Annotated in this window: 13 protein-coding genes, 1 tRNA gene and 1 other RNA gene; 10 read left to right on the top strand and 5 right to left on the bottom strand. The window is 55.0% G+C overall.

What is annotated here, in order from left to right:
- Nucleotides 1–17: 17 nt before the first annotated feature.
- Nucleotides 18–548, top strand: coding sequence for a molybdopterin adenylyltransferase (gene mog, locus KIH39_RS07360; protein ID WP_213498664.1), 531 nt, complete (start codon nucleotides 18–20; stop codon nucleotides 546–548).
- Here mog and KIH39_RS07355 read toward each other — a convergent pair.
- Nucleotides 535–966, bottom strand: coding sequence for a hypothetical protein (locus tag KIH39_RS07355; protein WP_213498663.1), 432 nt, complete (start codon nucleotides 964–966; stop codon nucleotides 535–537). The genes mog and KIH39_RS07355 overlap by 14 nt on opposite strands.
- A gap of 121 nt (nucleotides 967–1087) precedes the next feature.
- Between KIH39_RS07355 and ssrS the strand changes: the two genes are divergently transcribed.
- From ssrS to KIH39_RS07315, 8 genes are all read left to right on the top strand, one after another.
- A non-coding RNA gene (gene ssrS, locus KIH39_RS07350) (6S RNA) lies at nucleotides 1088–1296 on the top strand.
- 709 nt (nucleotides 1297–2005) lie between these two features.
- Nucleotides 2006–5563, top strand: coding sequence for a methionine synthase (gene metH, locus KIH39_RS07345; protein ID WP_213498662.1), 3558 nt, complete (start codon nucleotides 2006–2008; stop codon nucleotides 5561–5563).
- 89 nt (nucleotides 5564–5652) lie between these two features.
- Complete coding sequence (locus KIH39_RS07340) at nucleotides 5653–6507, top strand: ABC transporter ATP-binding protein (RefSeq protein WP_213498660.1); 855 nt, start codon at nucleotides 5653–5655, stop codon at nucleotides 6505–6507.
- 36 nt (nucleotides 6508–6543) lie between these two features.
- Nucleotides 6544–7782 (top strand): ABC transporter permease, encoded by a 1239-nt coding sequence (locus KIH39_RS07335; RefSeq protein ID WP_213498659.1) that lies wholly within the window; start codon nucleotides 6544–6546, stop codon nucleotides 7780–7782.
- 186 nt (nucleotides 7783–7968) lie between these two features.
- Nucleotides 7969–9759 (top strand): multiheme c-type cytochrome, encoded by a 1791-nt coding sequence (locus tag KIH39_RS07330; protein WP_213498657.1) that lies wholly within the window; start codon nucleotides 7969–7971, stop codon nucleotides 9757–9759.
- 152 nt (nucleotides 9760–9911) lie between these two features.
- Entirely contained in the window at nucleotides 9912–11546 is a 1635-nt protein-coding gene (locus KIH39_RS07325) for a hypothetical protein (RefSeq protein WP_213498656.1), read from the top strand.
- Entirely contained in the window at nucleotides 11546–12007 is a 462-nt protein-coding gene (locus KIH39_RS07320) for a YbaK/EbsC family protein (RefSeq protein WP_213498655.1), read from the top strand. Before KIH39_RS07325 ends, KIH39_RS07320 begins: the two co-directional genes overlap by 1 nt.
- 77 nt (nucleotides 12008–12084) lie before the next feature.
- A complete protein-coding gene (locus KIH39_RS07315; protein ID WP_213498654.1) occupies nucleotides 12085–12396 on the top strand; it encodes a hypothetical protein in 312 nt (103 codons plus the stop codon).
- Nucleotides 12397–12453: 57 nt separating this feature from the next.
- Here the strand turns inward: KIH39_RS07315 and KIH39_RS07310 are convergent.
- The 3 genes from KIH39_RS07310 to KIH39_RS07300 all read right to left on the bottom strand — a co-directional run bounded on the left by KIH39_RS07310 (nucleotide 12454) and on the right by KIH39_RS07300 (nucleotide 14106).
- Nucleotides 12454–12527 (bottom strand) — tRNA-Val (locus KIH39_RS07310).
- Nucleotides 12528–12583: 56 nt separating this feature from the next.
- Complete coding sequence (locus tag KIH39_RS07305) at nucleotides 12584–13411, bottom strand: 5-oxoprolinase subunit C family protein (RefSeq protein ID WP_213498652.1); 828 nt, start codon at nucleotides 13409–13411, stop codon at nucleotides 12584–12586.
- A complete protein-coding gene (locus KIH39_RS07300) occupies nucleotides 13408–14106 on the bottom strand; it encodes a 5-oxoprolinase subunit PxpA (protein WP_213498651.1) in 699 nt (232 codons plus the stop codon). The genes KIH39_RS07305 and KIH39_RS07300 overlap by 4 nt, the downstream gene beginning before the upstream one ends.
- Before the next feature lie 151 nt (nucleotides 14107–14257).
- On the opposite strand from KIH39_RS07300, the gene ftsH reads away from it, so the two are divergent.
- Nucleotides 14258–16246, top strand: a complete 1989-nt coding sequence (gene ftsH / locus KIH39_RS07295; RefSeq protein WP_213498649.1) for an ATP-dependent zinc metalloprotease FtsH — start codon at nucleotides 14258–14260, stop codon at nucleotides 16244–16246.
- 1 nt (nucleotide 16247) lies between these two features.
- Here ftsH and KIH39_RS07290 read toward each other — a convergent pair whose 3' ends face one another.
- Nucleotides 16248–19724 (bottom strand): protein kinase domain-containing protein, encoded by a 3477-nt coding sequence (locus KIH39_RS07290; protein ID WP_213498647.1) that lies wholly within the window; start codon nucleotides 19722–19724, stop codon nucleotides 16248–16250.
- Nucleotides 19725–19738: the final 14 nt, after the last annotated feature.

Genomic DNA, 19738 nt, shown 5'->3' with positions numbered 1-19738 from the left:
GGCCAAGAGCAAACCCTATGGAAATTCGGATTGGAATTTTAACCATCTCGGACCGGGCCAGCCAAGGCATCTACGAGGATAAAAGTGGTCCGGCGATCGCCCAGTGCCTGCGTGAGATGCTCTCCTCGGAATGGCGGGAAGTTTATCGCGTCATCCCGGATGAGCAGCCACTGATTGAGGAGAATTTGAAGGATCTGGCCGACATCATGCATTGCTGCCTGATCGTCACCACCGGCGGCACGGGACCGGCCAAGCGCGATGTTACCCCCGAAGCCACCCGGGCCGTCTGTGAAAAGGAGATGGAAGGCTTCGGCGAACTGATGCGGGCGATCTCTCTCAAGAGCGTTCCCACGGCCATTCTCTCCCGACAAACTGCCGGGATTCGAGGGAACAGCCTGATCGTCAATTTACCTGGCAAACCGACGGCGATCCGCGAATGCCTGATGGCCGTGATGCCGGCCGTGCCCTATTGCATCGACCTACTCGAGGGGCCATTTCTGACCACCCACGAAGCAGTCGTTGCCGCGTTCCGGCCTAGGCCGAAGTAGTCGAGGCCGCGGCCGCCTTGCGGGCTCGGCGGACGGAGATAAAGGAATTGACGCAGAGGTAGAGAAAAATCATCGAGATGAGACACATCAGCATCTGAGAACGAAAGGGCGAAGAGCCAAAGTTCAATTCCCCTTTGGTCAGCAGCATGATCGGTCGCACCAGCGCTCCGATAATTCCGAAAAGTCCCAGCATGGCCGCGAAGTGCATGGCGTGTTTGCGGGCTCCAGGGGCGGCGAGCGAAATCAGGCCGCAGAGAATCAGCGCCAAGCCGAGGAAGGCCGGGATCAAAGCCGTGATAGATGGCGGGGCCACCTGGCCTTCCTTCATAGGCAGGGCGCCCAGCAAATCGGGCATTTCGTAGCCGACGTAACCCAAGGCAACCAGTAAAAGTCCGAAGACGATGGTAATCAGAGGCATATTGTTCCTTTCCAATAACGCATTCCCTCATTTATAGCCAAATTGAGACCAATCGTTCGGGGATTTTCCATTTGATCGGACAGCCGGCTTGACCTAGGATGAGTGTGGCGTTATTACGCCAATACCTCTGCGGTGTTCGTGATGAGCGTTATCTTTTGCTGAGCCGATGTGTATACCGCTGGGGGCCGATATGTTTGTTCTGGGGCATGCAAGCCCTGCGCAGCTTCCTTGCGAAGCTGGTCTAAGCGGGATCCGTAATCCAGAACCTGAGGCACCCCTTTTCTTATGCGGGTTCACAAAAGCGTGTCACACGGCACAGGTGGAGGTATTTTTTTGCGCTCTTACATCAATTTATTCCGATACGAGAATTTCATCGTAACTCTCACAGGAAATGGACTTTACGGACGAGGTCTGAAAAAACGTACATTATTCCCGCGCGACACGCTTGGACCATCGTCAGATAAGTTGCAGCTGATTCATCTATCGTAAGTGTTTACCAGTCAACAACTTGCGTTATAGGCCCTACAATCGTCAAAATTGTTAAATCGCGATTGACTGTCACTTTTGTTACTGTAATCTAATGCGATGCAAGGTTGGTTGAGCCTTGTTTTTTTTGGATTAGTGGGATTCAGGATGGAACTGCACAAATCTGCTCATGCTACTTCCCATCTGGTTTTTGGCGGAGAGATCCTCTCCCCGCATTCTGCCCCTAACGATTCGGTTCACACAGTCTAACTTGATCTAAAACTCAAATATTTAATTTCGACGTTGTTCGTACGCGTTGTGCACAAGGACGTGCTTCGTTGTAACCGAGGGATTGGTTACACGATCGATCAAAATACGCAATCATCACGTACAACGTTCCCGGTGGCAAAGGCAAGGATGCCTTGGTCTGCCGGGAGTGGGATTGGGGCGTTGCAAGGACGCTGCGCCCCAATCAATTTCCCTTCCGTTTGGTATAATTTCCTTTCCGACTAGAACCTTCCGATCACAATCCTATCTATTCCATTAGAAGTTTGATCGATTTAGTGGTGAATTCATGGCTGCCAACAGACCCAGCATATTAGACATCGCGCGAGAACGGCCCTTTATCCTCGACGGGGGGATGGGGACGAGTCTTCATAAGTATCACCCCACCGATAAAGACTGGGGCTACGCGCCCAACGGCAAGCATCTGCTCAATCTTTCCGATGCTTTAGTCTATACGCATCCCGAATGGATTTCCGAAATCCATCGCGGCTATCTCTCGGTCGGCTGCGATGCGATCGAAACCAATACTTTCAATGCCACCCAACTGGTGCTCGAAGAATTCGGCATGGGTGGCAAACTCGACGAGATCAATCGACAGAATATTCAGATCGCCAAAAAAGCGGCCCAGGATTTCAGCTCCACGGATCGACCCCGATTCGTCATCGGTTCGATTGGCCCGGGCACAAAAATGCCATCGCTCACCGACCCGGCCATCTATATCGATTTCGACAGCATGGCGGCCTCCTACCGCCGGCAGATCCAGATTATGATCGAGGAGGGAGTCGATGCCATTCTCATCGAAACCTGCTTCGATATTTTGCAGGCCAAAATCGTCGCCATCACGGCCATCGACGAGATGAAAAAAGCGGGAAAAAGAATCCCTCTGATGGTGCAGCTGACGATTATCAACGAAAATAAGAAAATGCTGCCCGGGACTGATATTCCTTCCGCTCTCGTGGCCCTCGATCCCATTGATGACATCGACGTTATCGGCATGAACTGCGGCGTCGGCCCCGATCTGATGCTCGACGATATCCGACACCTGAGCCGCCATAGTAAACGTCTGATCAGTTGCTTGCCCAACGCGGGTTTGCCCGAGACTCGTAACGGCGAGACCTACTTCCCGCTAGCACCGGATGGCTTGGCCGAGTGGCTCGACCGCTTTGTCGGCGAAATGGGGGTGAATATCATCGGCGGTTGCTGCGGCACCACCAAAGACCACCTCGCCAAAGTCGTTCAGCGAATCGATGCGAAAAAAGCGGCCCAACGAAAAGCGATCTATCTTCCCGCCACTTCCAGTCTGCAATCGTCCATCGAATTACTGCAGGAACCCCGTCCCCTTCTGGTCGGGGAACGCACCAACACCAACGGCTCCCGCAAGTTCAAACAGCTGCTCGAAAAAGAAGATTGGAACGGCCTGGTCGAAATGGCCCGGGAGCAGGAGCGGGAAGGCGCGCACGTTCTCGATGTCTGCGTCGATTACGTCGGTCGCGATGGCGTCCGCGACATGAAGGAAACGATCAAACGCTACAACGAAGTGCTCACGCGGCCAATGATGCTCGATAGCACCGAAGTGGCCGTCATTGAAGCGGGTTTGAAGTTGTGCAGCGGCAAGACCATTATTAATTCCATTAATCTGGAGGATGGCCGCAAGACCCTCGATCCCAAGGCACAACTTGCCAAAAAATATGGTGCGGCGCTGGTGGCCTTGACGATTGACGAAAAAGGGCAGGCCGACACCGCCCAGTGGAAATTCGAAGTCGCCCAGCGGATTTACGATATCGTCGTCAACGAGTACAAGATTCCGCCCACCGATTTGCTGTTCGATCCACTGGTCTTCCCGGTTTCGACCGGTCAGGAGCAGACGCGCCGTTCCGCCATCGAAACCTTCGAAGCCATCAAACTCATCAAGAAGTATCTGCCCGGAGCGCTCACCCACGTCGGGCTCTCGAATTGCAGCTTCGGTTTATCGCCTTATACCCGGCAAGTACTCAACAGCGTGTATCTGCACTACGCCCTCGAATATGGACTCGATTCGGCCATTTTGCATTCTTCAAAGATCCTCCCTCTGGCTCAGATCGACGACCAGGGTCGCGAACTCTCGCGCCGATTACTCTTTGACGAGCGGACTTTTGACGCGGCCGGCAACTGCATCGAAGATCCGCTGCAGATGCTGATCGAACACTACGCCGACAAGAAAACCGAATCGAAGAAGTCGCAATCGCTCGGCGAACATGTCGAAGAACGGCTGCGGCAGGCCATCATTCAAGGCCGACGCGAAAGCCTGATCGTGGACCTCGATCAGGCCCGCGAAACCTACACGCCCATCGACATCATTAACAAGATTCTTCTCGACGGCATGAAGGTCGTGGGCGAATTATTCGGCTCCGGACAGATGCAATTGCCCTTCGTCCTCCAGTCCGCCGAAGTGATGAAGGCCGCTGTCGCACACCTCGAAAAATTCATGGTGAAAGTGGATGGGCAGGAGAAGGGCAAAATCGTCCTCGCAACGGTCAAAGGGGATGTTCACGACATCGGCAAGAACCTCGTCGACATTATCCTGACCAACAACGGCTACAAAGTTTTCAACATCGGCATCAAGCAATCGGTCGAAAATATGATCGTCGAATTCCAGAAGCATAACGCTGATGCCATTGGCATGTCCGGCCTACTGGTCAAATCGACGGTCATTATGAAAGAGGACCTGGTCACCTTGAATGATCGCGGTCTCACCCCGCCGGTCATTCTGGGTGGGGCGGCCCTCAATCGCCGTTATGTCGAGGTGGATCTCCGCAATATTTATAAAGGACGGGTTTTCTACGGTGAGGATGCCTTCGCCGGCTTGCGGATTATGGATGAACTGGTGGCTCAGAAGCGTCTGGAATCGGTTGGCAGTGTGGCGGTGAAGAATATTGCCCGATCGACCAGTCGCTACGAAGGGGGGGGCGGCGATCCTACCGGCGCGGCCGCTTCGGAGGATTCGTCGTCCTCAGTTCCAGTTCGTACGGTGCGCTCCGAATTCATCGAACGGGCCCCCCGACTTCCGAAACCGCCTTTCACCGGCAAGCGACAGCGAACCGACTTCGATGTCGAAACCATTTTTAAATATCTGAACGAAAGAACGCTTTTCAGCACGCAGTGGCAGTTTACCAAAGGTGGCGTCTCGACGAGCGAGTATGCCCGTCAAATGAAAGAGTTCGCCGAGCCGGCCCTGGCTCGACTCAAGGCCTTCTGTCTCGCCGAGAAAGTTCTTCGCCCGGCCGCGACCTACGGCTTCTTCCCGGCCGCTTCCCAAGGGAACGATCTGTTGATTTTTGCAGACGATTATCGCACTCCGATCAGTAAATTCGCCTTCCCGCGCCAGGATCACGGCGAATACCTCTGTCTGAGCGATTACGTGGAACCGCTCACCGACGGCAAGGCCGTGGATCATGTGGCGTTCATGGCCGTGACCATGGGCGAAGAGGTCACGCGGGCCTGCAATCGGCTGCGGGCCGCCGATAAATATCAGGATTATCTCTTTCTGCACGGTCTCGGAGTCGAATCGGCGGAGGCCTTAGCGGAATTCATGCACCAGCAGATTCGCCAGGAGTGGGGAATTGCCGAGCAGGATACCCCGAATATTCAAAAGCTGTTCAAAAAGCATTACCAGGGCTGCCGTTACAGCTTCGGATACCCGGCCTGTCCCAATCTGGAAGATCAAACCGGCCTGTTCGAATTGATCGATCCACCGGCCGTGGGAATTACCCTGACAGAACAATTTTTGCTGGAGCCGGAACAGTCGACCACCGCGATTATCCTGCATCATCCGCAGGCGAAATACTTCAACGTCCGGAGGATGACCTGAGTCGGTTCGAAAGGAAATTTTGCCCAAAATCAGTTAACGCCTACACGAGAATTCTGTACTAGGATAGTACGATAAGGCTGGGAGTACTGATGTCGCCGGATGTAATGATTCAACTCGAGGGACTGACGATCCGCTATGGGAATTTCCATGCGGTGAATAACCTCGACCTGAATCTCTATCGCGGGGAATTGTTCGGTCTACTCGGCCCCAACGGGGCGGGCAAAAGCAGTACGGTGCGCGTTCTCATCGGTCAGCGCAAGCCCAGTAGCGGCCGGGCCTATGTGGCCGGGTTCGATGTGCAGCGGCAGTGGTCGGACGTGAAACCGCTGTTTGGCTACGTCCCCGATCGCGATAACCATTTCGATGAATTCACCGGCCGCCGCAATCTGATGCTGTTCGCGGGCCTGTACAACGTCCCGGAAGATCGGGTCGACGAAGTATTGAAGCAGGTCGAATTGTCCGAATCGGCGAATGTTGTCGTTCGCGGCTACTCGCTGGGCATGCGAAAAAAATTGTTGCTCGCCCGGGCTCTCCTCCACCAACCGCCCGTACTCTATCTGGATGAGCCGACCGCCAACCTCGACGTTCACTCCGCCGCAATCGTCCACCGCATACTTCGCGAACATGTTCGGATGGGGGGCACGGCCCTTTTGACGACGCACAACATGCAGGAAGTCGAAGCGATTTGCGACCGAGTTGGTATTCTATGTGCCGGGAAACTGGTGGCCCTGGATACGCCACTGGCCCTCCGCCAAAGACACACCGAGCGTGTCGTGGATACGATATTGGCCGGCGGGGAGCGACGAGTCTTCAATCTCGATCTGGATTCCGACCGGGCCATCCTGGCCGAGAATTTAAAGCTCGGCCGGGTCGGAGCGTTGCATACCCGGGAGTTCGATTTCCACTCGACCTTCCTGAAATTGACGGGAACTGCCTTCGAATGATTTTCACCCTGATCTCTAACTTCTGATCCACCCCTCATGCGTTGGCATATCCTTCAAACCCTGTTGCACAAGGAATTTCTGAGACACGCCACCAATCGCGGTGGTCTGGCTCTGGCGGGGCTGTTGATCACCGCCTCGCTGCTCCTGGCAATCCTCAATCCGGCCGAGGATAAAGGCTTCTCGCTCTTTGGCGGCATCCATCACTGCTACATCGATTTTGAAGAAGACAACGGTCTGATTCAACATTTGCGCGACACCGTTCCGGACGAACTGAGAAACGCTATCTTCATCCGCCAGATGGAGCCGAACAGCAAGCCCGATCAACCGCTGAACTATCCTACCGGCACGGGAGCCATTCAGATTCGCCGATTGAATACGCAGTCCGCGGGCAAGCCGGGCTATCTCATCTGGCTCTGGCACCCGAATAATGACCGGCAGGGCATGGCCGTCTACGAAAGCTGGTTCTGGCGGGAAACCTACGATTACTTTCAGAACCAGGCGGCTAAACAGTTGAGTGAGGCGGGGCTCAACGGGGCCAAAGAGATGGGCCAGCCGCCTCTGGACGACAACCTTTGGGGGTTGCGCAAAGCCTACGAGGAACTGTTCGATCGCTATCGGACCGTCAGTGCCACCCTTTCTCCCGAATTGCAAAAGCCGATGCCGATCGTGGAATTGAAGGAAACGCCGCTCACCGGCAGCGGGATGAGTTCCCGGGCCTCGATCTCCACGGCCTTAGTCATGTTTTCTCTATTCTTTACCTGCGTCTATCTGATGCCCTCCCTGACGTGCGAGGAGCGCGAGCGGGGCCTGCTGTTGGCCCAGGCGCTCTCTCCGGCAAACACGCTGGAAATACTCACCGCCAAGTTCATGTTTTACCCGGCGTTCGGAGTCTTCCTGGCCACGATTCTTTCCGGCATTCACAATCCCCAGGTGCTTAAAAATCCGTTCTATTGGCTCACGATGTTCACACTCGCCCTGGGATCGCTGGGCATTGGCATCACCCTCGCCTGCGTGGCCCGAACGCAGCGCTCCGCCAGCATGGCCGCGCTCTGCTATATGCTTGTGGTAGCCCTGACACTCCTAATGTGTCAGCAGAACAATATCGCTTACATCCCTTACATGGCGCTGGAATATCACGCTCCCCTGATTATCCATGCGACTCTGACCAGCCAGATCAAACCGCACCACTGGGTGAATTTGGCCGCCTGTGCCGCGCTCGGATTTCTCTGGGCTTCGCTGGCTTTCGTGCTTTTCCGCAAACGGGGCTGGCAGTAAAAACGCGTTCCGATTCTTTGCGATTCCCGGTTTTTGGAATCGGAAAGAAAGTTACTCAGATGACATAATCGTCATTGCTAGAACAACTTCCCGCGAGCCCACGTACATTCCTTATTCCACTCATCTTTACCCGCCTCGTACGTCGATAAGATAACGGGGCGATATCAACAAGTAAGGAGTACTGTGATGCGGGATTCCGATCTGAACCAACCACGCTTGCAACGATCCAGACGGTTGACGATCTCCCTTCTGCTGATGATCACCGGCCTGTTGAGTGCGTTGGCTTTTGGAATCGTGAATATCACTTCCGGCGAATCGACCCTGGCCGCGGGCGAAGTTTCCGATCCCCCCGACATCACCAAACAGCAACTGTTCCTGAACTGGCCGGAAGCGAAGCCCGACCTCGTACTGGTCATCACGGGCCAAACCCATGCCTACCTTCAAAAATGCGGCTGCTCCGATCCTCAAAAAGGGGGACTCGAGCGGCGCTACAACTTCATCGAGTCCCTGAAAGCCAAGGGCTGGCCGGTGATGCCGATCGATCTGGGAGGTATTACCGACGATCGCGATCACGTGAAGCGCCCCATCATAAAAGAACAGGCTCTTCTGAAGTACACCACCACCATGCAGTCGATGAAAATCATGGATTACAAAGCGGTGGGTATCGGCAAGGAAGAAATTAGCCTGCCGCTTCAGGAAGGTCTGGCCGCGTATACTCTACAGCCGAACAACCAATTTCCCGAAGTTCTCTCTCTGAATATGGGGATTGCCAACTTTCCTCCCGGGATTCTGACGCCTCTGAATGTTTATAAAAAGGCGGAAGTTAACGTCGGCGTGACGTCCCTGATTGGCAAGAATCTGATGCCGCAGATTCAGACTCTCGATTCTCGAATCGAGTTCGTGCAAGGCGGAAGGGCGAATCCGAAGTTGGTTCAGGACGCCGTAAAAGAGATGGACAAAAAGAAAGCCGACGTCAAAGTCTTACTCTTCAATGACAGCGATGACGTCACGAAAATCAATACGCCCCAGTACACCAGCAGCTTGAAACTGGCGGAAGTGGTTGCCAAAGCGATCCCGAACATGTTCGATGTGATCGTCTGCCGCTCGGATGAAGCGGTACCACCGGCCATTCCCACAATGGTCGAGAATACCATGCTGATTCAGGTCGGCCATCGCGGCCAGCAGGTCGGTGTGGTGGGCATCTACAAACAGAAAAATGGTCCGCCGAAGCTCTACTATCAGCTCGCGATTCTGATGCCCGAATACGAAACGGCCAAGGGAAAGGATGAGAGTAATCCGACCCTTGCGGTTTTGCAAAAATATGCGGACGAAGTGAAAAAATCGAACTTCCTGGCTCAGTATCCCAAAGTCGCACATCCGGTTCAACTGCAGTTGAGAACCGCGGCTTACGCGGGCAGCGCTTCCTGCCAGGCTTGCCATCCGCAGCAGTGGCAACAATACATCAAGCTGAATGAAAATGGTCGGGCGCATAGCATTGCCTATTCCGCATTGGAAAAAGCGGTGCGACCGACCGGGCGCAATTACGACCCGGATTGCATCGTCTGCCACACGGTCGGCTTCGAATACAAAACTGGATTTAGCGATGCGGTGAAACAACCGCAGCTACTCAACGTCGGATGCGAGAACTGTCACGGCCCCGCCAGCGAGCATGTGGCGGAAGAGACCAAGATCGCCGCGGGACAAAAAATTCCCCGCGTAGCTCTGGAATATCTGACCCCCTGGAAAACCAACGGCGTCGGCTCCATGCCCAGCCTGGAGAAGATTAAAAAGATCGCCGATGGGGCCAGTCTGAGCGATGTGCTCACCGCTCAAGAATACAAGGTTTTCATGCGGGTCGATCAGATGTGCATGAAGTGCCACGATATCGACAACGACCCGCACTACCAGTTGGAAAAATACTGGCCGAAGGTGGCGCACACCTTCAAACCCGCTCCCGCAAAAACGTCGGCCCCCTGACGGTTAGAAAATCCGGCTACTCCAATTGCCCAGATTGACGCGAAGGTCAGTCTGGGACTCATTTTTTGACCATTCCCGCAAAGTTTTTGACACTTTCGCTTCCGGGCATAAGTAGATCTTTCAGACAGTCTCGTTCTCATTTGGAGGCCACAATGCGTAATTGGCTGAATTGCCTGAAATGTCTGATGGTAATGCTGCTGGGGCTCACCAGTTCCGTCGCAGCCCGGGCAGAAGATAATCCTCTCGAAAAGCCGATCCTGCTCGTTCAATTGCAATCGATCGAAGAAATTCTGAATCGTGCGGAGTATATCGCCGGATTAGCGGGCAAAGAAGAGGAAGGCAAACAGGTCCTGGGACTGGTCCGTTCGATGGCGGGGGCCAAGGGCCTAGAAGGGGTGGACATCAAGAAGCCGTTTTTGGTCTACGCGGGCGTTTCGTCCGATGGCCAAACGATGCCTTTTGCCGTTATGCTGCCCATCGCCGATGAAGCGAGCTTTCAGACAATGCTGAGCAACCGTCTGGGAATTGAACCCAAGAAAGATAAGGAGGGCATTCTCACTTTCAGCATTCCCAACGTACCGGTGGAAGTGCATGCCCGTTTTGCGAATGGCTATCTCTATGTCTCGGCCCCGGATAAGAACAACCTTTCCAGCAAGCTGCTTCCCAAACCCGAACAGATCCTGCTCAAAGACAGCTCACTGATCAGCGTTTCGGTGCAACCTTCCAATATCCCGGATATGCTCAAGAAACTCTTCCTGGGTCAGTTCGAAACGGCCCTGGCGGAAGCCAAGAAGAAAAAAGAACCGAACGAAACTCCCGAGATGCACAAGCTGAAGGAACAGGCCATCGATCAGGTGACTGCGTCGGTCAAGCAGTTCTTGAATGAAGCCCAGGCTGTCCGCTTGAAACTGGATGCCGATTCGAAAACGGACGATCTAAGTCTGGCCTTCGAAATTGAACCTTTGAAAGATTCCGCCCTGGCCAAGTACGCGGGTTCACTCAAGAACAAGCTCAGCTGGTCGGGAGCCGCCGTGGACAGCAAGAGCCCCATTTACTTCAACATGAATTTCACATTGCCGGACGTCCTTAAGGAAGCGGTAAGCCTCGGGATGGACAAAGCCATGGCGGACGCTTTGCAAAAAGGACCGCCCGAGCAGCGCATGGAAGCCGAAAAAATCTTCAAAGCGGTAATGCCCACCCTGAAATCGGGAATCGTGGATTGGGCGATCGGAGTTCAACCCACTTCGGATGGGAAATTGACAGCCAGCTTCGCGATCAAGACGATCAACGGCAAAGAAATCGAAGCGGCTTTGAAAGAGGCCGCCGCCAAAGCGCCCGCCGATGTCAGGTCTCTCGTCAATCTCGACGCCGAGAAAGTCGGAGACGTTAATCTGCACGAATTGAAAGTCGGCTCCTCGCTGGATGCCAACGCCAAGAGGGTACTCGGTGAATCGAGCCTATGGTTCGCTTTTAAGAATGACTTTCTGATCGCTTCCATCGGGCCCGATGCCAATAAGGCCGTGAAGGCCGCACTGGGGGCTCAGGCGGTGGAGGCCGTTCCCATGAAGCTGGAAGTCGGTGTGAAGGCCCTGGTGCGGACTTTCGAAAAAGAGACCGAGCGCAAAGCGGCCGAGAAATTTGCCAAAGAAGTGTTCGATCAGAAACCGGGGAGCGATAAGATCTCCTTGAATTTCGAGGGCGGCGACAAGATCCGTCTGAAATTCAGCATGAAGGGAACTCTCATCAAATTCTTCGTGAAAATGAGCACCGTGGGCAAAGTCGACTAATGACCGTATTTGAAAAAATCCAAAATCTGCTGACCGAGAAGGGGATCCCCTTCTCGGTCGATCGTCACGAACCGGTTTTCACCAGTGAAGAGGCCGCTCGCGTGCGAGGCACTTCCCTCGCCAGCGGAGCAAAAGCCCTCGTCGTCAAAGTCGATGACCGATTCCAACTTTTTGTCCTGCCCGCCGATCGCAAGCTCGATTCCAAAGCGGTCAAAAAAGCCTTCAAAGCCAAATCGATCCGCTTCGCCAGTCGCGAAGAAGTTCTCGAACTCACCGGGCTATTGCCGGGATCGATTCCCCCGTTTGGGAGCCTTTTTAATCTGCCTACCACTGTCGAACCGCTGCTGATGAGTAACGCCTCAATCAACTTTAATGCCGGGGACCATGCGATCTCGATTCAAATGAAATGCGACGATTATCTGATCGCCGAAAATCCCACGTCCTTACCCATTTCGGAATAAACGCTACGTCAATTCCGCATCTCCGGTTAAACTGCTCTGCTACGGTGAATTTATTAGAACCGAACCGGAGACCGATGATGTTCGGCGATATCCAGAGCAAACGGCTTTTGTATGCGAAAGGACTCTTGTTCGTTATGACGGGAACTATGGCTTTTGCGATCTTGCTCGTTCTTCACCCGAGTTGGGAAGTAGCTCTCCTGCAACTCATTGCCATCTGGTCGTTTGCCCGGGCTTATTACTTCGCCTTTTATGTGATCGAACATTACGTTGACCCGGGCTATAAGTTCGCGGGACTCGGCTCGTTCGTCCGATACGTGTTGGCGAAGAAAAAGAGCGAAGGGGAAACTTCCCTTCCGAAGGGAAATAACCCGGATTCTGATGGCCTTTAGGACATCAGAATCCGCCGGGATAAATGGTGGTTAATTGGGCTTTCAGATTGGAAAAAATGGACGATACTGGATTTGAACCAGTGACCCCTACAATGTCAATGTAGTACTCTAGCCAACTGAGCTAATCGTCCGCTATGTATAAGAGATATATCGGCGAAGCAGGTTCGTCAAGAGAGCGGAAAATTGCTTAGCCGAATCGAATTCTCAAGACTCGCTTCCGCAGCTGCATTTCCTCCTCGTCCCAGAACACTTCGGCTTCCTCCAGACGAACGCATTGAAATCGAATCTTCTGGCCAGGCGGCAGTTGCCCGATTTTCGGCAGATCGGCCGCGATGACATGGGCGATTTTCGGGTAGCCTCCAATCGTTTGACCATCGACCCCGATGATGATGCACTGGCCTTCATTTGTCACCTGGATCGCCCCGGGGCTGATCGCTTCTGACACTAACTCTCCCGGGGCCCGGAACAATTTAGGACCCTCCAATCGCACCCCCATGCGATTGATGTTCGCGGTCACCTCAAATTGCTGCTCAATGGCCATTTCTTCGAACCAAGCGGCTTGCGGGCCGGGGAGCACACGCAGAACTGAATTCGACAGGTGCCCCAGCCACTCCGGATTGAGGCTTTTTCGAAGCACTTGATTTGGCGAGCCCTCCCGGGCCGCCACTGCTAAGTAACCTCGAAACCCGTTTCGCAATCGACCGATGTTTAGACTTTGTCCCGCCCGGACAAATTGCGTGGCATTTCCCGGAATCACCTGGCCCTCGCATTCGATTTTGGCCTCAGCACCCACCCATGCGACCATATGATCGGCCTCGAAAAGCAGGCGAGGGCCCGAGAGGGCGACTTCCAGGACTTCGGCTTCACTTGGATTACCCACCAGAGCATTAGCGAAAGCATACGATATGGCATCGGCCGGTCCGCCCACTGGTATGCCGTAGCGCCGCAAGCCCGTTTCTGTTGAACTCACCCATTGCGAGAAGGTGCCCGGTTGCAGGATCTGAATATGCGTCATGCGAAAGATCGGATCTGATAGCCCGCTCGCTCCAGGGAAGTTCGAATCGAACGGGCAAATTGCACCGCTTGCGGATTATCGCCGTGAATGCAAATCGAATGAATTCCTTGCTGTTCGATCAAGCGAAGGGCCTGCTCAACGGCCACCGCAGGGTCGGTGATAAATGCGTCGCTTCGGGAGCGCGGAACCAGTTGGCCCCGGTCATCGTACCGGCGATCCGCAAAGCCTTCTCGAAAAAACGGCACCCGATCGCGACAGGCTTTTTCCAATTCCGATTGCGGGAGGGCCAGAACGGGCAGTTTCACAGTCTCCGCGACCATTGCGACCGCCTCCGCGAGTTCGGGAATTCGGCAGGCCTGATTGTACAAAGCCCCGTGCGGTTTGATGTATTTCACGGAGGTTCCGACCGCCTCGGCGAGTGTTTTTAAAGCCCCAATCTGATAGAGCAACTCCGCCTTCACAATGCGAATCGGCAGTTGCAGCTCGACTCGACCGAAGTTGGTCGGATCGTTATAGCCGGGATGGGCTCCGATCGCGACATTGCGAAATAGGGCGGTTCCAATCGTGCGGGCCATCAACTCGGCCGAACCCGCATGATAGCCGCAAGCGATATTGGCCGAGGAGACCAGTTCCAGAACTTCTTCGTCGGAACTCTCGCCCTCTCCCAGATCGGCATTGATATCGATCGTTTTCATTTTAAAGGGCCCATTCTGCGGAGCGAAGCTCACCCGGAAATGCACAACGAAGCTCGGCGATTCTTTTGTCCATTATTGGGCACTTGGTTATAATGAAAATATACCAGTAAATTTGTAAAAATAGTCGATTCGTGACATCGCAGAGAAATAAATGGCGCAAAGCGAAAAGAAAGTCGAAGAAGTGAAGCCCTCTCGACCGTCTCCGATCTCCGCAGGATTGTTTATTATGCTGGCGATGGGCTTTATTGCCCTGATCGCCTACACATTTTTCAATCCGAATTACCCCGATATCTCCATCGACCGCTTCTATTCCTTGATGGAGAAGGGGCAGTTGTCGAAAATCCGTCTGATCGGCACCGAAAAATTGATCGGTGAAGTTCGGGACAAGGAGAGCGAAGTCTCCAAAGAATTGAAGCTCAACGACGGGCGCTTCAGCGTCCGAATTCCCCACAGTAACGATCCGGGCTTATTGTTCGAAAAAATTCGAGCCAACGATCTGAAGGCAAACGAAACCGCCCTCGCCAAAGGCGAAATGAAGCAGGTTCAAATCAACCAGAGCGAGGACATCGCCAACTGGTTCGGCAGTGGCTTCTGGAGCTTCATTTCGGTTCTGGTGATTTTTGGACTCTTCTTCTTTCTGATTCTGCCGCGCTTCCGGGACTCGATGGGAGGGCCGGGAGTGATGGGAAATTTCATCAAGAGCAGTGCTCGACGCTACGACAACGAAAACGGCCGCACGACCTTCCAGGACGTGGCCGGGATGGACAATGCCAAACAGGAATTGCAGGAAGTGGTGGAATTTCTGAAGGCCCCGGAAAAGTTTCTCAAACTCGGCGCCCAGATTCCCAAAGGCGTACTGCTCGTCGGCCCGCCCGGGACCGGTAAGACACTCCTGGCCCGGGCCGTAGCCGGGGAAGCCGGGGTGCCGTTTTTCAGTATCAACGGTTCCGAATTCATCCAAATGTTTGTCGGGGTCGGGGCCAGTCGCGTTCGCGACCTGTTCCGCACGGCCAAGGAAAATGCTCCCTGTTTAATCTTCATTGATGAAATCGACGCGGTCGGACGGATGCGCGGCGCCGGAGTGGGCGGCGGTTCCGATGAACGGGAACAGACCTTGAATCAAATTCTGTCCGAAATGGATGGCTTCCAGCCCAACGAAACCATCATCGTCGTCGCCGCCACTAACCGTCCCGACGTGCTGGATGCCGCGCTGCTGCGGCCGGGACGCTTCGATCGGCACGTTACCGTGGATCGGCCGACCTGGCAGGGGCGTCTGCAGATCCTGAAGGTTCATACCCGGAATAAACCTCTGGCCGATGAAGTCGATCTCGAGGCGGTCGCTCGCAAGACCATCGGTATGAGCGGGGCGGAACTCAAAAATCTGGCCAACGAAGCCGCCATCCTGGCTTCGCGCGATGCCCGGCTAACGATCCTGCAGAAACACTTCAATCTGGCCTACGATCGGGTTTTGATGGGACCCAAACGAGACGAAAAATTCTCCGAAGTCGAACGCAAACGCACCGCCTATCACGAAGCCGGACACGCTTTATGTGCGATTTTTGAACCGAAGGCCGATCCGCTTTCCCGAGTGTCCATCGTGCCGCGCGGCAAATCCGGCGGCGTGACCATCAGTAACCCGGATGAAGAAAAAGTCGATTACTCCGAAAGTGAATTGCAGGCGCGATTAGTCATGACGATGGGCGGCCGGGCGGCCGATCGCCTCATCTTCGGCGAAGCCTCTTCCGGAGCGATCCAGGATCTCAAGCAGGCCACCCGCATCGCCCGGATGATGGTGACGCAGTTCGGCATGAGTGAGAAATTGGGACCGGTTTCCTATCGGGCCGGCGAGGAACATGTGTTTCTGGGCAAGGAACTCATGGAATCCCGGGACTTCAGCGAAGGAACCGCCCGTCTGATCGATGAAGAAGTGCAAAGGCTGCTGCGGGATGCCGATCATCGCGCGTACGATCTACTGGTCAAGCACCGTTCGGAACTGGAGAAATTGACGGAAGCGCTTTTGACCCACGAAGAGCTGGAATCAAACGAAGTCCACGCGCTTTTAGGGCTCAAAAAGAAAACTTCCGACAAACCGGACGAAACGGTCGCGGCCCCACCCCAGTTGATCATCGGGACCGTCTAAGCTATTCCAACGGCAGCCATTCCTGCACATCGAAACGGGCGTGCGGAGAAGTGCCGATGTGTCCGGAGAGCTGGGTATACGCCTCGCGGCACATCGAAAGCAGTTCCTGCAAGTCCTGAATTCGCAAACAGTTCCGTTCGCGAATCACCAGCCATTCGGAGGAGGACTCCGGCAGGCTGATCCATTCTACATCATTCATCTTCGACTTGGTGCGCAGGACTGTGGTCTGAAGATCCTTTTTCTTGGGCACGATCAGATAGACCCGCTCTTCCGAATCCGCCCCACCCAGGGAAGGTTCGGCCGGGGCGAGCAATTTCTCAAACGCCTCCTCGGATTGCTGGGCTTTCTGAACGTCACGTAAAGCGTCGAAGACACCGTTGAAGCGGACCAGACTTCCCAGAAAGGCCGAACCCTGTTCGACCAGCGGCAGCACCAGATCGCGTCCGAGGTCGTTCGATTGAATGCAGATGGGGATCAGACCGCCCGACGGTTGGATGACCAGCGTTTGCAGCACTTCCTCAAGTCGGGCCCAATCTTTCTCCTGCAGTCGGTCCACCAGTTCGCACGCGGCACTTTGAATGTTGGGATTATTTTTGGGCAGAAGCGTCCCGACGGCGGCTCGCGTACTGGTGGGTACCAGCGTCATCTGCAGGTGCAGCATTTCATTGCTGGCGGCCGGATCCTTGCGCAGCGGGGAGGAGGGAGGATTGACCTGGGTTAGCGGCAATATGGCATCTTTCATATGGCTCAGCCGCTGGCGGCAGCGCAATAGATCGCGGCAGCGTTCTTCCAGATTCGACTGAATAGTCCGCAGGCACCGGACGGCGGTTTCGTCGGCGGTTTCCTCGTAGCGTTCGTGCGAGAAGTTCGAGAGCGCTTCCAGCAGATTTCGGATGCTGCGATTGGCCCGCAAGCCGAAGAGCGAAAAGCCTCCCACCGCACAAGCCTGATAAGCTGCCTGGACTTCCTTACGCAGTTGCGTCACGCGTTCCCGCTTGGCCAGCACGAAGGGGGAATAACTGGTGGCCTGATTCGACAGAAGGCTGCCGATCTGAGCAATCGCCTGTTCGAATCGCCCGAGTTTGGGACCGGGTAAACTCGTCAAGCACTCCAGTTGAGAGAAAAGCTGATCGGTCCACTTGGCGGCGACTTCGTAGGCCGTTTGCGAAAAGACGGTCGCCAATCGGCCTCGGGATTGCGAGCCACCGGCCGTGGAAACGGCCAGCACCGCCCCTAACTCCAGCGTCACTTCCTCCACGGCTTGACTGGCCCAATCGGCAGGATCCTGAATGCCAAAGCCTTCGTTGATCTGCCGATTCCAGTGCTCGAATTTGCGAGCGAGCTGGTTCGCCGATTGCTGCCCCTCCGCCGCGATTCGTTCTTCGAATTGACGGCGCAGCCGCGTCGGTTCGAATGAATTGCTGGAATCGACTGAATCGAGCTTGGCCTGGACGTTTTCATCGATGGCTGAGCCGGGGGGCTCCTGCCATTTTTCCAGGAGCCGGCGAGTCGATTCGCGGGCGGCCGCCCGCAAAATCAGGCCGCGCGGGAACCAGGCGCCGCTGATGCCGAAGGAGCGAAAAACGGTCGGTTGCGCCGATTTTTCCAGCAGGTGCGTTTCGTGATTTTCCGTCAGCGTGCTGAATGTCAGTTGCGTCACGTAGCTGGCCAGCGAGGAGATGGTTTCCTCCAGAGCTTCGGGGGTGCGCGCCTGATTGCGAAGCAGATAACAGCCTGTCCAGGCTTCGTCTTTTTCATCCAGCTTGGGGCCTTCGGTCCCGGTATATTCCGCATGGAAAGGAATGGACGAGTCGTGGAAGTGGTTGATTTCCGACAGCGTCGCGTACAGATTCGCCAGATCGCGCAGTGGCGTGGCGGGATCTTCCGGCGAACCGCAGAACAAAAACGATTCGAGCGGGGCGAGCGGGTAGTTCAACTGGTGCAGGAGACGGCGAATGGAAAATCCCAGATCGGGAATCGCCCCCGAAGAACCGCCCAGAGCGCTGGAGAGAACGATGACTCGCGGGGTGATGTCGACCTCCCAGCCGCCGACGCGGGAGGTGTTCGAAATGGACTCCGGATGCATCGCGGTTTCGATTTCCCGCTTCAATCGGCTGATCACCCGCAGATAATTGTCGTACAGTGCCAGTCGGCCCAACGCCCGGGAGCCATTGAACTGCAGGGATCGGCCCAGCGCGTTCAGTTTTTCGGTCGGTAGCCAGGTCATCAGATGATCGCGATTCCGGCCCCGGTATTTGCCGGGAGATTGCAACGGGATCGCAAAGACCGATTGGTCCTCCAGAGCCGAATCGGGTAATCCCCCGATGGCCCGCTCCCGCAATTCCGGATCGGCATCCAGATACAAAAAGCGAACGATCGGAATGTTGTGGAGATCGCCCAAGCGATCAGCCAATCGCCTTCGAATTTCTCGCAAGGCCCGGCGGCCAAAACCGCCGATCCCCAGAAAGACGATGGGACGCAACCGCAGGCTGTTTTCGTGCGTGGCGAACTCGGCCATCCCGATGTGGGAAGCGTTGTCCAGGGTCGATTTCGTCAGAGGCTCCGCCATCGGGATGGAATCATCCCAGACGTTCGTTTCCTGAAGCACCACCGGTTCGGATTTGCGTTCGAACAGATTGACCCGTTCGGAGGGGGTTTCACGCAGTGCCTTGATGAAGGCGGCACTACTGGGAAACCGTTTCGCGGGATCTTTCTCCAGAGCCCGCCGCACGACCGCTTTATCTCGTTCGGGCAGCGGTCGAAGATCGGGTTCGTGATTCAGATGTTGGACGGCGAGCTGTCGCAGGCTGCGGCCATGGAACGGATATTTTCCCGTCAGAAGTTCCATGTAAACGATGCCGAGGCTGTACTGGTCGGAACAGCGCGAGAGTTTGCCGCTGAAAGTTTCCGGCGCCGCGTAGAGGGGGGAGGCCCCGCCGAGCAGCCCGGCGTTCAAGCGTCGGTCGAGACTCTTCACCAGACCGAAGTCAGCTACTTTAATGCGATCGCCAATGAGAAAAAGGTTGCGCGGCTTCACGTCCAAATGCTGCAACTTGCACTTGTCGATCATGTGATCGAGGCCATCCGCCGCGTCGGCGAGATAATTGATCAACTTCTCCCGCGGGATGCCGATCAACCCGGCTTCCTGAACTTCCACCATCACATCTTGGAGGCTGCGATCGGCCAACTCCATGACGATGATTATTTCGCCTTCCTGGACATCGATGCGTTCGGTAGTCAGCACGAACGGATAGCGGACATCTTTAACAACTTGAAGAGCTCGGTACTCCTGTTCGGCAAAAACATCCTGATCGTTATTTGAATTGAGTTTTCCGCGAACGAATTTAATCGCTTTGTGAATACCCCCGGGCGCTTCGCACATCCAGACCTCGCCAAAGCCCCCGGCCCCCAGCGGCTTGATGAGCCTGTAGCCCGGAATCGGAACATCCCCGGGATTACGGACGGTTTTCGTGTTCATAGCGGAACTCAATT

The sequence above is a fragment of the Telmatocola sphagniphila genome (genome assembly GCF_018398935.1).
Taxonomy (GTDB): Bacteria; Planctomycetota; Planctomycetia; order Gemmatales; family Gemmataceae; genus Telmatocola; species Telmatocola sphagniphila.
The sequence above is the reverse complement of the archived record's forward strand: the minus strand, read 5'-3'. Positions and strand labels throughout refer to the sequence as shown.